Origin of the sequence: Bartonella sp. OC68QHHN, from assembly GCF_042193875.1 — a bacterium.
GTDB classification, from domain to species: Bacteria; Pseudomonadota; Alphaproteobacteria; order Rhizobiales; family Rhizobiaceae; genus Bartonella; species Bartonella grahamii_A.
On record NZ_JBHIME010000014.1, the window covers coordinates 1 to 15,786 of the forward strand.

Here is a 15,786-nt window from a genome sequence, read left to right on the forward strand (position 1 = left end):
CAATATCATTTTTTACTTTTTTGCAAAATAAAATAGCGTAAACAACTGGGCGTATTTCAATACATTAAACTAAATTAAAAAGCGTATAAAAATTCCTTGCTGGATAGCAGCGGCTTTCAGATTATAATACCCCTCCCCTCACAACGATTGCAACTTTTCTTACATATCGCAGTGATGTTATGTAAAAGGCTACAGATAGAGTACATATTCTATAATCACCATTGCATAAACATCTTACACGCTTTATGCTTTTCCATGGAAGCAAAAGGAAGATGTCAATGTCATCTAAACTAACGCGTAACCAAACATTGGTTTTAAACACTTTAAAAAATGCAAAAGGTCCTTTAAGTGCTTATGCAATTCTTAATCACTTACGCGAAGAAGGCTTTCGTGCACCTCTCCAAGTTTATCGTGCGTTAGAAAAACTCGTACAGTTAAAGTGTATTCATCGTCTTGAAAGTGTAAATGCCTTTATGGTCTGTTTACACCCTGAAAACTGTCAACATGAACTTACAACGTTTATAATTTGCGAAAACTGTGGCACAGTCAATGAAATACAAAATCAAACGATTGTATCGAGTTTAAAACAGATGGTTCAAGCTGTTGACTTCCAAGCCCACAAAAGCACCCTAGAAGTACGAGGTCTTTGTAAAAAATGCGTAACAAAATAATACCTTGAACTTGCAAGTTCATATATTTAGCATTATGTTTCAGAAACTGCCTTATTGTTTGAAAAGCTCTTATCGTCCTTGCATGTATATCACCCGATCTTAGTGATGGGTTTATTATACTCATTGGAACATAAATATTGAAAGTATAAAATCATGTCCATAGCTAAGACAATTTTTTCAACCAAAAATTTTAATAAAACGCAACAAAAGAAAGTAATCAAAGTTCTTCTTATTGTCTTTGCACTTTTTGTGCTTTGGTTTAGCTATAAGTGGATAACGCAATGGCGTTATATACTCTCCACTGAAGATGCCTACGTGCAAGGAGATATAGCAGCTATTGCGACTAAATTAAATGGATATATTGAAAAAATTGCCATTAAAGCCAACCAAGTTGTAAAAAAGGACGATGTTTTATTTTACCTAGACAATGGTGATTATCAAATAGCCTTGGATCAAACAGAAGCGCATCTTAACACACAGAAAAAAACACTTCTACGCATTGACGCACAAATCACAGCCGCTCATAGTACTTTAGATGATGCAAAAGCACAAAAGGCAGCCGCTTCAGCCATAGCAACCAATGCACAACTCACCTTAAAACGTGTAACAGAACTGAAAAAAAATCGTTATGCTCCTCAATCCAATGTTGATGATGCCAAATCAGCTTATGAACAAGCTATTGCGAATGTTAACAGAGCGGATGCACAAATGGCTGCAGCACGTGCAAATATCCGAGTGCTAGAAGCACAACGAAGTGAAATAGAAAGCCAAACAAAGAGTCTGGAACTCACGCGTGAAAAAGCACAACGTGATCTTGATTCGACCATTATACGAGCGCCATTTGATGGAGTTATAGGAAATTTAACAGCAAAAACGGGAGATTTTGTTGTAAATGGTCAACGTCTTGCAGCGTTAGTCCCCATACATGCACTTTATATTGAAGCAAACTATAAAGAAACACAGTTGCAAAATATCCACGCAGGACAAAAGGCTTATATTGCTATTGATGCCTTCAAAAAGGAGTTTTTTACAGGAAAAGTGCTTTCTATTTCGCCCGCAACAGGCGCTGTTTTTTCTCTTTTGCCTCCACAAAATGCTACCGGTAACTTTACCAAGATTGTCCAGCGCATTCCCGTACGTATTTCTATTCCAGAAGAAGTCTTAAAAAACGGACATATCCGAGCAGGAATGAGTGTTTCAGTGAAAGTTGATACACGTACAAAGCCACAAGATAAAAGTCTCTTATAACAAAAAAGTAGAAGATCTTACTATGACATCTTCCATACCAGAGCTCGTACAATCTCAAGAACGCATAGAAATGCAAAAAATTGTAGTTTTTATTGCTATGTCCTTTGGCATGTTTATGGCAATCTTAGATATCCAAATCGTCTCCTCCTCTTTAGCTGAAATTCAAGCGGGTCTTGCAGCAAGCTCTGAAGAAATTTCATGGGTTCAAACTTCCTATCTCATCGCTGAAGTCATCATGTTACCGCTTTCTGGATTTTTAGGACGATTGCTTTCAACACGTGTTTTCTTTACCTTATCAGCTATCGGGTTTACGATTACTTCTATTCTTTGTGCGACGGCAACATCTATTGGAGAGATGATTTTGTATCGCGCACTACAAGGTTTTATTGGTGGTGGAATTATCCCTAGTGTTTTTGTTGCCTCCTATGTCCTTTTTCCTCCTTCCAAACGTCCCATTGTTACCCCTATCGTCGGACTGGTCGCAACATTAGCCCCCACCATTGGTCCAACCGTGGGAGGCTATATTTGTCATCTCTCATCATGGCATTGGCTCTTTCTCATCAATGTACCCTGCGGGATTATCATCTCAATTCTCGCTTGGAAATTAATTGATTTTGATAAAGCGGATCCCTCTTTAATGAAGAAATTTGATTGGTTAGGCCTCATTTCTATGGCTATTTTCTTGGGAACTTTAGAGTATGTTCTAGAAGAAGGAGCACGTCATGATTGGCTGCGTGATAGGCTGATTCGGGATTTATTCATTATCATGATTCTTGCTGCAGCCTTATTCTTCTGGCGTGCTTTTACAGCAAAAGAACCCATTGTAGATCTTTCTACTTTTTCTAATTTTAATTTTTCAGCTGCATCCATTTTTTCTTTTGCACTGGGAATAGGTCTTTATGGACTCACATACCTTTATCCTGTCTATTTAAGCCAAATCCGCCATTATGATGCCCTCATGATTGGAGAAACACTGTTTCTTTCAGGATTCGTCATGTTATTAACTGCTCCGCTTGCTGGATTTCTTTCAGCACGAATGGATGCACGTTTAATGATGGCAATAGGACTTTTGGGTTTTGCAATAGGCACTTGGATGGCAAGCTCTATCACAGATAACTGGGATTTTTGGCAGCTCTTTTGGCCGCAAGTTTTCCGTGGTGCTTCTGTGATGCTATGTATGGTTCCTGTTAATAACATTGCCTTGGGAACACTCCCGCCAGAACGGATGCAAAATGCTTCTGGACTCTTTAATCTCACGCGGAATCTAGGTGGTGCTGTAGGGCTTGCCATTATCAGCACTCTCATGACAAAACGCACAGACTTCCATTATGAACGAATAGCCGAAACGCTTAACCACGCAAACAGACAAGCGACTGAAATGCTTTCAAAGCTTACTTTATTTTTCAAAACAGAAACCTTTGATTCGTATACTCTTGCTCTTTCTCAATTGTTTGGTATGGTACGCATACAAGCAACGATTATGGCTTTTAGTGATATTTTCTTTATCATAACCATTATCTTTGGTACTTTGACAGTTATGACCATTTTTCTTAAAAAAATACCACCTCTCATGGATTCACCACCAAATCACTAAGCTTAATTAAAATTGAGAAATATTTTTATCCTTATCACTTTCCTCGCTTCCTATGCACTTTATCTCTTCTCAAGAAACAGTATGAATCAACATATGATTCTAAATGATTCTTCTGAGAAAAATTCAGTTCAATGCGGGCTCTTTACGCATTTAAAAATAACTTCTCGCATACAAAAATTATTTTAGATGATAATAAACAAAGAGCTTATCTAAAGTGCTCCACACCATAAAGATAAAGCAGCTATTTCTATAAGATTTTTGATTTATCACCATAGGACAAAAAAACATTAAAACAATATTTGCGCCCGTCATTAAATCTCCCATCTATCTACCCCCTTTTTACGCTATTATCCTCATAAAAACTATTCTGTAAGATTCTTTGCCTTTCACTCTTTTGATTCTTACAAGAATATTCATAAAAGATTTATGATTCTTGTGATTTTTATTCACGCACCGATTTCCCTTATAATGTGTAGAACAACGTTTTTTTGATTCTGAATGCAAAATTTTACATGAGAAAATTATTTTGTATTTGATACTCTCATGCTAATTACAAAACGATTTACCTTTATAGCAAAAAAATAATGATATATTTTTTCAAAAAAAGCTGCTTTTGAACATGTAATTTTACTTTTTACACTCTTTTAGAAAAGCTGATACTTACAATTTTAACTCGACTGCTACATATTTTTCTTTCTCAAGCCCCTTCTCTTTCAACAAGCGCTAAAATTGTATAAAATTTCTCAAAATGTCTCTCTATTGAATCAATCAAAACCATTCCCTTGCACATAAAACGCAAAGAGATAAAAACTGTTTAAGAAAAAAGTAAAATATTCAACCGTTTCGATGCAAGATCTACCAACGATATTGAAAACTGTATGATGATACCGGCTCTAAAAGAATACAAGACCACTCAAAAATCCGGTTCATTTAATATTATAAAATAGGACGCTATTTCAAAAAATGAGCTTACAATATATTCTTACTCACTTAACTGAAATTATCAAAAATAAGAAACTAGCCATATAATAAAAATCGCAAGACAACTCCCCAAAACTTTGTACCGCCAAATACTTTGGCACTAGTCAAAACAGTATGCTCTCCTCAATGCCAGCTGTTGAAAAACGAAATAAACACTATCTTCAAGCCACTTTATGATGCTGAAAACGATGTGAAACTTCTCGTTCTCCACTAGGAACTAAAGTGCCATAACACCCAGAAAGATAATGTGGTATCAGTTCCAACGCTTGAAAGCGATGCTTTTCATAAGGACCAGGCATTGCCAAATTTTCTGTTAAACTATTTGAAAAGCCAAAACGTTGATAAAATTCAAAATCCCCTACCAGCAAAATGGCGCCATATCCCAATTTTTTTGCTGTTTCAATTGCATGGCGGACTAAAATTGATCCTATTCCCATACCAGCATATTCAGATGCAACAGCCAAGGGTCCCAAAAGTAAAGCATGTTGTGTTTTATTGCTTCCTTTAGAAAAAGAAACATGCCAAAGACGGATACTTCCCACAAGCTCTCCAAGCGCATTTTTAACCACAAAAGAAAGCCCTTGAGCAGCTAACCGACCACGACGTAAAGCCTCTGATGATTTACGTTTACGTCCATACCCCATCGTTGAATCAAGCAAATTTTCTCGATAAGGCTTATCTGCTTCTTGCTCCAATAAAAGTGTAAAACATGCCCCATCTTTTGTTTGAAAATTCATCATGTTCATCTCAATGACCGCCCTCTTATAGCGCCATGACGAGCATAGCAAAAAATCTAAAAAACTACAGTTAAAAGGAAACTTCAGATCACATATGATCGTAAAGGCTCAAAACCATTAAAAGCAACCGATGCGTAAGTTGTTGTGTAAGCACCCGTTCCATGAATCAATATTTCATCTCCTATCGTTAGGGATAGAGGAAGCGGATAAGGTGTTTTTTCATAAAGAACATCTGCCGAATCGCATGTTGGCCCAGCCAAAATACAAGGCTCCATAACCTTATCATCATGAGGTGTCTCAATAGGATAACGAATGGCTTCATCCATAGTCTCAGCAAGACCATTAAATTTCCCAATATCAAGATAAACCCATCGTACATTATCATTATCAGCTTTTTTAGATATTAGAACAACTTCTGTACGAATAACACCAGCATTGCCAACCATCGCACGCCCAGGCTCAATAATCGTCTCAGGGATACGATTACCAAAATGCTTTTTCAATGAATCAAAAACTGCTGTACCATAAGCTTGTTCTGTAGGGACATCTTTCAAATAACGCGTTGGAAAACCGCCCCCCATATTCACCAACCTCAGCGAAATGCCTTCTTGTTCCAAACGCTTAAAAACTGTAGCAGCATCCGATAAAGCACGATCCCACGCACTCAGATCAACCTGCTGAGATCCAACATGAAAAGAAACACCATAGGCTCGCAAACCCAATTGGTGTGCCCGTCTTAGAACATCAACCGCCATAGCTGGAACACAACCGAATTTGCGTGACAATGGCCACTCTGCACCTTTGCCATCGGTAAGAACACGACAAAAAACACGTGCTCGTGGAGCAACACGGGCAATTTTTTCCACTTCTTCAACAGAATCAACTGCATAAAGTGAAACTCCCAATGCATATGCTCGTGCAATATCACGCTCTTTTTTAATCGTATTCCCAAAAGAAATACGCTCTGACGTTGCTCCGGCTTTTAAAGCCATTTCAATTTCTGCAACAGAAGCCGCATCAAAAGAAGATCCTAAAGAACTCAGCAAACACAAGATTTCAGGTGCTGGATTTGCCTTTATTGCGTAAAAAATACGAGACTGGGGCAGAGCTTTTTCAAAATTTAAATAGTTGTCACGAACAACATCAAGGTCAACAATTAAGCATGGACCTTCGGAACGATGTGTTGCAAGAAAATCGCGAATACGTTGCGTTGCCATCTGCAATTCTCCTTGAGGGAAAGCTCCCCCACTCTATGCTTGAACAGCCAAAGCTGCCAAAAGCTAAAGGACAAAAAAACACACAACAACCATCCCCATTCCGATTACAAAAAACCAGAAATTAGTATTGTATGCAGCGAAAGAACAGCGCGAAGCCGCGTTATTCTACTTTATCTGCCTTTTTGATTGGAGTTGAGAAAACCACTTCCGCACTGAAGGCAATGAGGTGTGCCTCTATAGTTATCCCAGCATTTAAAAACTGGAAGACACCAGAAAGGCCCGCACCGTCGTTGCTTCAAGATGTCCTCATTCTTGCAATTGGCTGTAAGAATGACTGGAGCGGTTAGTTCCAGGTACCGTACCGGTTAATCTCACCATTTGAGAACCAGCGGACACCCACAGGCACGTGCGACTTTGGGCAAGGCATCCTATAAAACGAATTCTTTCTCATTTCAATCATTTTTTTAATTTTAAACATTTTTTAATTTTTAAAGATAAAATGATGCGAAAAAACAACATTCTCCTCCACCAGACAAAGCCATCCATCCGCTTTCATGAGATCACACCCCTTACATTATCCGAGCAACATAAAGCACTGTCTTGCTTTTAAAGCCCCTCGTTTCTTTGTCCTATTCTATCTCCTAATATGCCCCATAGAAAATAACGCAAAATAAATTACTCAACGCATTAATTTATAATGATAATTTATTATTGTACCCTTAAACAAAAATCCCATCATAAAATTCTCTTATTTTAACCCCCTTACAATAAATCAATTCAAATCATTCTTTTGCACATTACAAATAAAAACAATTGAAAAAAGGAGAACCTCTTATATATCCTCTCAAATGCAAGGATGACCGACATTGAAAACTAGCGATAGTAACAACTGAAGCACCATCATCTTTAAAGATAACGATGTCCTTCCCCCAACCAATACCATTATCTTTCTCATTTACATCCTAAAAAAACATCCCTGCTTCCACATCCATTTCACAGCATCGTTTAAGGTAGATATCATGCAAAATTCCCAGTATAATATAGCTTGTATGGTATAGATCAACTACACCTCACCCTCTTTATACTTATGAAATTACAAACCAACGCCCCCATTTTATCTGCCAACTCCCAATATTGCAGAAACTCCTACATTGAAATGTTTCATAACACCTTATCTAAAATGATTTTTGTCCACACGTTGCTCCCATTTGCAACGTACAGGTGAATGAATTTTCACGTGATTCGTTCTCATCTAATCTAGAAGCAATAAAGTTCACAATATTTAACTCTTTTATTCAAATCAAAATAAATTATCATTATAAATTAATGTATTATATTAAATTCTGAAATCATAAACTCCTATTATCATTTTATTTTTCTCACCTAGCATCTCCTCTTATTAACCACATCTTATTCATACGCTTTTCTCTTAAGCTATAAATCTCCCTCCCCTGCACTGTTGGTGAAGAGAGTTTCTACTTTAAAATGAAAAGTATTTAAAAACTCAATCCTATAAAATGTAAGGAGAGCAAATGATCTATAATGATTATTTATAAATCAAATAATTTAACATAGACAAAAAGACCGAATAATATCCGGTCTTATAAAATATTTTTCTACCAATATCAAAAAACTCTTCTCTCTCTTAAATTTAAGAGAAAAACGCTAAAATTTAAAGCCCTACACTACGCTACCCTTATGTCCCTTGGTGAGAATCAATTGCACGCAACTTCAACAATTGAAACTGCCTATGGCGCTCACGAAAGCGATCTCTATCGGCTTCACTACGCGTGTTATAACAAGCATCACAGGAAACACCTTCCTCATAATGAGGCGATAATTTGCTTTCAGCATTAAGAGGAGAACGACACGCGCGACATAATTCGCGTCCGCATTCTTCAAGACCATGTTGAACAGAAACACGCTCATCAAAAACAAAACACTCACCCCACCATAAACTTTCCTCTTTTGGAATTTTTTCTAAATATTTTAGGATACCTCCTTTTAAATGGTACACTTGCTCATAACCAAGCTCACGAACATAAGCTGTTGATTTTTCACACCGAATACCGCCTGTACAAAACATAGCAATTTTCTTTTTCTTCTTTAAATCAGCTTCATGTTGACGCACCCATTCAGGAAATTCGCGAAATGTTTTAATCTGCGGATCAATCGCTCCTTGAAAACTTCCAATCGCATATTCATAATCATTACGCGTATCGATCAAAATTGTCTCTTCATCTTGAATAAGAGCATTCCAATCTTCAGGATCCACATAAGTACCAACAACTTTTAGCGGGTCAACCCCTTCAACCCCCATTGTCACAATCTCTTTTTTCAACCGCACTTTCATGCGATGAAAAGGCATTTTTGATGCCCATGAATATTTAATCTCCGGCGTTTGAAACGCTGGCTCAGCCGTAATAAAATCCACCAATGCCTCAATCGCAGCACAAGAACCAGCAACCGTTCCATTAATTCCCTCTTGTGCTAAAAGCAGAGTACCTTTGATATCCTTTGCTTGACATAAATCCTGCAAAGGTTTTTGTAATTGATGATAATGCTTCAAATCTGCAAAGCAATAAAGTGCAGCAACTTTAAAATTCTTTTCCATGTGTTTTGCCATAACGCGCGTTTCATTCAATTTCAAGATTTATTCATGTACTCTTTAACATATTGTGCTTAATCAAACGATAGAAATAATATTATCTCCAAGAAGAAAAAATATCATGTGCCAAAAAAGAGAAAAGCTTTCATTATATCTCCAAGGACAAACTGTTATACCTGTTTTGCTCATTGACAATTTACAAAGTGCTGTACCCTTAACACGTGCTCTTGTCAAAGGCGGATTAAAAACAATTGAGATCACCTTGCGAACACCAAATGCCCTCAAAGCAATTCAGAAAATTACACAAGAAGTCCCTGAAGCAATTGTTGGAGCTGGAACAATTCTCAACACAACACATTACGAAAAAGCCGAACAAGCTGGAGCAAAGTTTATTGTAAGCCCCGGATTATCAAATGAATTAATCAATTGTGCAAAAAATAGTGAAATTCCCCTTCTTCCTGCTGCAATGACCCCAAGTGAACTCATGCAAGCATTAAACAAAGGCTATTCATATCTTAAATTTTTCCCAGCTGAAGCCGCTGGAGGCATTTCCTTCATCGAAGCTTTAGCATCTCCCTTCTCTGATATCCAGTTTTGCCCAACAGGCGGTATTACACAAAAAAGTGCAACACAATGGCTCCAACTGCCTAACGTCTTCTGCGTTGGCGGTTCTTGGATAGCGCCACAACATCTCATTGCAATAAGTGATTGGGATTCGATTACTGCATTAGCATATACTGCATCACAACTTCCCTCTCCCTCGAAAAAAGCTCTTTCTACGAAAGAATGTAAGGTGTAAAAACATCAACCCCTTCAACAAAACCAAAGCTTTCACACATCCTTATGCAATCTTTTAACATCGTCATAAAACCACAAAACATCACCCAATCTTCAGCGAGATGAATATTGGGGAGTGTTATTGTTTCAAAAAAGCACCCACTCTCCATAATACGCCCCATATGCTCAGAAAGCTCACGAGTGGTCATAAGATAAAATTTCAGCTGTTATACATGTGCCCCAATAAGAGGATCTTGTGCAAAGAGGAAACAAGATCTTTTGCATAAATTAACTCATTCTGCTCACGCGTTATTTAAATAAGGACAACTTCTGAAAATTTTTCATAAGTTTCAGGATCACGAATAAGGCTTGCAAAAGGCCCCCCCCCGTACCAGTTTGAAAGAAGATAAAGTATCAACTTCCCCACTCATTACTCCACAAAAGCGCGCTCTACAACATAAGTAGCTGGAGCATTATTGGCTCCTTCAACAAGACCAAAACTTTCACACATCCTTGCACAATCTTTTAACATTGCAATAGAACCACAAATCATCACCCGATCTTCATCAGGATGAATTTTAGGAAGGCCAGTTGTTTCAAAAAAGCACCCGCTCTCCATAACAGTCGTAATACGCCCCATATGCTCAGAAGGTTCACGAGTAGTCATAGGATAAAATTTCAACTGTTGTGCATATGCCCCAATGAGAGGATCTTGTTGCAAAGAGAAAACAAGATCTTTTGCATAAACTAACTCACTCTGCTCACGCGTTGTTTGAATAAGGACAACTTCTGAAAATTTTTCATAAGTTTCAGGATCACGAATAAGGCTTGCAAAAGGAGCAACCCCCGTCCCAGTTGAAAGAAGATAAAGACGTTTTCCAGGAATAAGAGCATCAAGAACCAGTGTTCCTGTAGATTTTTTACGCATGAGAACTGTATCACCAATTTTAATTTTTTGGAGATGCTCGGTTAAAGGTCCCCCTGGAACTTTTATCGAAAAAAACTCAAGCTGTTCATCCCAAAAGGGACTTGCAATCGAATAAGCGCGATAAATCGGCTTTTCTGCATTTGGCAAACCGATCATAACAAACTCACCCGAACGAAAACGAAAACTGTCTGGACGATTCAAACGGAATTTAAACAAACGATCTGTATAATGACAAACCTCTTGGACAGTAAGAGCGAACACATTCTCAGGAATCGGAAAATTTGCAACGCTGCTGATGTTTGACTGATCATTTGTGGCAGACGTATTCATAAAACTCTTCCTTATCTCTTTCTTGAACATGGACTCAAGATTCGCCAAATGATATAATGCTTGTGCAATCATCTGCCAATATTTCTCTTAAAACATAAATCACGCAATTAACATTTTTGTATTTAAAATAACCAAAATAGAAAAACTTTTGAACCTTGCAATCAAAAACTATAAAAATACTCTCCTTTTATATCCGTTTATATCTGTATTACGAAATAAAAGAAGAACAGAACATACAATCTAACAAAATCAAAAAGAACACCACGCACAAAATATCAGATTGCATCATCATTGGAGGTAAAAAGGAAAATGCAACACAAGAATTTTAAAAGGATCATTCAAGAAATAAATGGAATGTGCATGCGAATATGCTCAAATTAAATCAACCCCATAAAAATAAAACAGCAATTTGATGATATTCAATATAACGCATAATACACCCTGTTATTTTTGTCTTTATCAAAACAAGATAGGATTTTCCAAAATAAATTTTAATAAAAAATTAGTTCTCATAACACCGCTAAATTTATACTTATTTTCTTCTATAAAATATAAATGTTAGCGGTACTTGAAAAACTGATCAATAACGAGTTCTTAGTGCGTTTCTATAACTTTCCAGCGATTACCATCAGACATATACATTATTTGTGTTCCCTTATTAACTTTCGTTACACTGCCATTGACATGAAGGGATGAACTGTAACCAGCACGGTGATCAACAAAGATTGATTTCCACTTAAACGGCTGGGGCTGTGGGAAGTGAATATTGGATGCCCAAGAACCATCTTGAGTACGAATAACAATCAAATTATTTGCTTTCAATGCATCAGAAATAGTTTGTGCACTCAAATCTTTCTCATTAACAAGAGCAACTTCAGGTGCATGAGGCGATGGTGTCCCTCCAAGATTGCTTACAGTACTGATACAAGCATCATTATTACGAGCAGCTTGAACCACATAAGGATCATTGCAATTTCCATAAGTGTATGTGCTTTGCTCCGCTTTGACTTTGTTATCGCCCACAGGACTTCTAAAGATTGAACTTTGCATGCCCATAACAAAACAGGATGAAAGTTGCTCACCTCCTTGGGAATATTCTTCAACAAAACCAAGAGAATTATAAAAACTGCCAAATGTATTTGGAACTTCAATAACTCCTACAATCGTTTTTGTACCATCCATCAAATCTGTTATGATACCGGTCACCAGATTGCCATCTTTTGAAACATCTAATTTATATTGATGCCCCGTTTTCCAAGGCACTTCAATATCACACTGTACCCCTGAACCTTCATGATCAAAATAACGACATTGACCACTTTTCCAGCCTACAGCCTTCCAAATCGAGTAGTTAAAGAAATGAACCCCTCTCCTATTTTGTAGACCAATATATCCAATATCTCCACTTTTAAAGTAAAACTGGTTTGCCCAATAGTAGTGGGAACCATCTCCGCCATCACTACTAATCTGTTGGAAAAAAGAGAATTTATTAAATTCCGAATGAGCGGGCCATATATGTTAGATAGAAACGATCCCACCCCCAACAACAGCATAACTTAGCAAACTAATTAAAAACAATACCAAAACGAATAATATTTTTCTGATTCTATAATACATGGTATATCCCCTTAATCCATGAAATACAGAGAGTTAATTTTACCAAAACAACACTCTATCGTCAATCCACCCAAAGAACTTGAATTCGCTATTGATACGAAAAACTTTTCTGGTTTCACTATGAACAACGATACAACACTTCGGATGAAGCCTTTATTTTTAAATATGCCTCAATTAGAGAAAATAAGTAAAAAATAAGAAGTCTATCCTTCTACCAATTGTCAGAAGGTCATGTGTCCATAACCACACCAATAAAACTAATGATATCTCTTATCACCAAAGCAAGCTATTTTATATCAAAAGATTGCTTTCATAGCACATAATCCAATATAAATTGTTAATAATTTTAACAATAACAAACCATACACACATCCTTTCCATATATCATAGAAACCTATATGAAATCACCAAAGGGAACTTAGTGTCTCACTGACTCGAAAGAGGATTGTAAAATGAAAAAATCCGTTAATGATGAAATAGATACATCACTCTATACAGCTGTAGCAACCATCGATGTCAGCGCCATCGTTGCCAATTATATCACTTTAGCCAAACGTGTAGCTCCAACGGAATGTTCAGCAGTTGTAAAGGCAAATGCCTATGGATTAGGAGCTCACAAAATTGCTCCTGCCCTTTATCAAGCTGGTTGTCGCACTTTTTTTGTCGCCCAAATCATAGAAGCACTCCAATTAAAAAGCATTTTACCATCAAATGTCACGATTGCCCTTCTGAATGGACTTCCACACTTAGCAGAAGAGTTTGTCGCACAATCTGGTATTGTTCCTGTTCTAAACTCTTGGAATACCATTGAAAATTGGCAAAAAATTTGTCAAAAAAAAGATAAAAAACTTCCAGCAATTGTTCAAATCGATACCCGTATGAACCGATTAGGACTTGACCAAAAAGAATTACAAAAACTCATCAAACACCCTACAATTTTCGAAAAAGCAGAAATAAAATATATTCTCAGTCACCTTTCTAACGGGGAAGATGATACCCACCCATCAAATTATGCCCAATTGACTTCTTTCAAAACTGTCCTTGCGCAACTGCCGCCCTGCAGAGCTTCCTTTGCCAATTCTGGAGGCATCTTTCTAGGATCAGATTTTTATTTTGATCTTGTTCGCCCCGGTATTGCACTCTACGGAATCGAACCTCAAGGAAAATACACATCACTTCTGAAACCTGTTTTAAAACTTGAAGCCCAAGTCATCCAAAATCGCGTTGTTGATGCAGGAGCACCTGTTGGTTATGGAGAAAGCTTTATAACCAACAGACCAAGCACTCTTACAACCATTTCTATAGGCTACGCAGACGGCTGGCTTCGTGCTCTTTCGAATAAAGGAACAGTTTATTTCAACGGGTACAAACTTCCCATGGTTGGGCGGGTTTCTATGGATTCCATTATTGTAGATACGACCGATCTTGATCAAAAACCTCAAACAGGTGACTGGGTAGAACTCATTGGACCCCATCAAACACTTGAAAAAGTATCTATAGATGCCGATACCCTTCCCAATGAAATTCTAACATCTCTTGGCTCACGCTATAAATACATTTACACATAAAAACTCTTTAAAGAAATAAATTGATTAAAATCATCATTTTAGAAAATTGAAGGGCTTTTACGAAAGATTTTACAACAATCAATCACATAGAATGGTCATAAACACCACACATTCACAGAAATCTCAAAATAGACAAGTTGATGGAGTGTTTTATGGAAGTAGCTTTCACCCAAAATACAAAAACTTAGCCTTTTCCCCATAAATTGACAAAAAAGAATCTACTGCAAAGTTTTTAAAATTAATTGCCCAATCACAATCATTCGCTTGCATATCACAAGCTGGACTATGTTTAGATAAAAATGATTTAAGAAAAGAATAATACCTCTTATGAACTATCTCAAGTGCCAAGGGCTATAATAACATTAGACGCTGGTAAAGTGTATGATGGTGCCAACTTACTCCTTCATAGAGCGTAAAGATTGAGGGGCTTTCAATAGATTCACCGTTGTACCATTCACAAGCACCGTCGCGAAATAGAATTGGGAACGAAATGTCTCTTTAAAACAAATACGGGAATTAACAACCCAAGTATATTCTTTTTGGATCGTTCTGTTTTACATGAGGGTCGTGCCCCCATTAAAGAACACAATAAATAAAAGCATGAGACAATGTGTAATCCCCATTATTAAAAAAACATTGCTTTAGATACTTTTGAAAGCCGTAAAGCTGAATTAAAAGGAGAGGACAAATTGAGGATTGATTTTCACCTTTACGGCCTTATATTTCTCTGAAATTATATTGTCTTCCAGTTGCAAAGATTACGTCAACAGAAATACGCAATCCCCTCGCCCTCATCTGGCATACAAAAGCTGTAACTACTCATAAGCTCCTTTTTGCCTCAATCTCTGGCTCAAAACATGTCGCTGCGTTAAGTTTGGATATTGATTTACAGGTAACAGCTAAAGCACACGTGCTCTTAAGAAAACAACGCCGTAAAGTTACAAACTGACCCGCAATGGATTGGAAAGATGTACTGGCTTTTTATAAAACACCCTGTAAAAAACAACCATAATACATTTGGCTTTGCGTTTATTCATTCTGACAAGTGTTCTTACATATTTTTGCATCATATTTATAAAAAGCAGATTAAAGAGAAATATTTAGATAATTCTTAACTCGAGAAGATGCAACAACAGAGTTTCGCGTGTCTTTATCATCAGAAGCACTAAAATTGATTTTATTCTTTCTGCAACCGGTCGTAGTCACTTTAATGAGAGTAGTATGTCACAACACATGCAAAAGACTGGATCCTATCCCCCGTAGGTTTCACTCTCGTTTACGTGAATTGCTGGCTAGACCACTGCGCCTAATCACTAAAACCATGTCATACGGTAGAAAGCAAAGGAGAGCATGCCTATTGCCCACAAAACACAGCTTTTTTTGTCAACTTTTTCGATTTTGCTTATGTTATAAAAAACAATGCAAAATTCTAGAAAATAGGCAAATAACTCCATAGTAACATGATCAATAAGTACAAAACCCACACAAAACGTGTGGGCTTTTTTGTTTA

Annotated in this window: 10 protein-coding genes and 1 pseudogene; 5 read left to right on the forward strand and 6 right to left on the reverse strand. The window is 37.1% G+C overall.

Translation table 11 applies throughout. The annotated features are described in order from the left end of the window. Positions 1-278 precede the first annotated feature (278 nt). The 3 genes from ACFIJ0_RS00980 to ACFIJ0_RS00990 all read left to right on the forward strand — a co-directional run bounded on the left by ACFIJ0_RS00980 (position 279) and on the right by ACFIJ0_RS00990 (position 3,513). On the forward strand, positions 279-671 hold the full coding sequence (locus tag ACFIJ0_RS00980; protein ID WP_015856750.1) for a Fur family transcriptional regulator: 393 nt from the start codon (positions 279-281) through the stop codon (positions 669-671). 153 nt (positions 672-824) lie between these two features. Continuing rightward, entirely contained in the window at positions 825-1,919 is a 1,095-nt protein-coding gene (locus ACFIJ0_RS00985; protein WP_375623286.1) for an HlyD family secretion protein, read from the forward strand. 22 nt (positions 1,920-1,941) lie between these two features. Next, entirely contained in the window at positions 1,942-3,513 is a 1,572-nt protein-coding gene (locus tag ACFIJ0_RS00990; RefSeq protein WP_375623288.1) for a DHA2 family efflux MFS transporter permease subunit, read from the forward strand. A 1,142-nt stretch (positions 3,514-4,655) separates the two neighbouring features. On the opposite strand, the gene ACFIJ0_RS00995 is transcribed toward ACFIJ0_RS00990, so the two are convergent. The 3 genes from ACFIJ0_RS00995 to ACFIJ0_RS01005 form a co-directional block, all read right to left on the reverse strand. Then, a complete protein-coding gene (locus ACFIJ0_RS00995; protein ID WP_375623290.1) occupies positions 4,656-5,240 on the reverse strand; it encodes a GNAT family N-acetyltransferase in 585 nt (194 codons plus the stop codon). Positions 5,241-5,314: 74 nt separating this feature from the next. Beyond that, positions 5,315-6,448, reverse strand: a complete 1,134-nt coding sequence (locus ACFIJ0_RS01000) for a type III PLP-dependent enzyme (RefSeq protein ID WP_375623292.1) — start codon at positions 6,446-6,448, stop codon at positions 5,315-5,317. A gap of 1,696 nt (positions 6,449-8,144) precedes the next feature. Beyond that, the gene (locus ACFIJ0_RS01005; protein WP_375623294.1) at positions 8,145-9,062 is read right to left on the reverse strand and encodes a rhodanese-related sulfurtransferase; all 918 of its coding nucleotides are present in this window, start codon (positions 9,060-9,062) and stop codon (positions 8,145-8,147) included. Positions 9,063-9,177: 115 nt separating this feature from the next. On the opposite strand from ACFIJ0_RS01005, the gene eda reads away from it, so the two are divergent. Further along, positions 9,178-9,855: a bifunctional 4-hydroxy-2-oxoglutarate aldolase/2-dehydro-3-deoxy-phosphogluconate aldolase gene (gene eda, locus ACFIJ0_RS01010; protein ID WP_375623296.1), complete on the forward strand. Its 678-nt coding sequence runs from the start codon at positions 9,178-9,180 to the stop codon at positions 9,853-9,855. A gap of 4 nt (positions 9,856-9,859) precedes the next feature. Here the strand turns inward: eda and ACFIJ0_RS01015 are convergent. The 3 genes and pseudogenes from ACFIJ0_RS01015 to ACFIJ0_RS01025 form a co-directional block, all read right to left on the reverse strand. Further along, positions 9,860-10,245, reverse strand: a pseudogene (locus ACFIJ0_RS01015) (ferredoxin--NADP reductase); the annotation flags it as partial. Between the two features lie 18 nt (positions 10,246-10,263). Further along, positions 10,264-11,091, reverse strand: coding sequence for a ferredoxin--NADP reductase (locus ACFIJ0_RS01020; RefSeq protein ID WP_375644014.1), 828 nt, complete (start codon positions 11,089-11,091; stop codon positions 10,264-10,266). A gap of 594 nt (positions 11,092-11,685) precedes the next feature. Then, positions 11,686-12,606 (reverse strand): DUF3472 domain-containing protein, encoded by a 921-nt coding sequence (locus ACFIJ0_RS01025; RefSeq protein WP_375623327.1) that lies wholly within the window; start codon positions 12,604-12,606, stop codon positions 11,686-11,688. A 554-nt stretch (positions 12,607-13,160) separates the two neighbouring features. On the opposite strand from ACFIJ0_RS01025, the gene alr reads away from it, so the two are divergent. Next, positions 13,161-14,276, forward strand: coding sequence for an alanine racemase (gene alr, locus ACFIJ0_RS01030; RefSeq protein ID WP_375623301.1), 1,116 nt, complete (start codon positions 13,161-13,163; stop codon positions 14,274-14,276). Positions 14,277-15,786 lie beyond the last annotated feature (1,510 nt).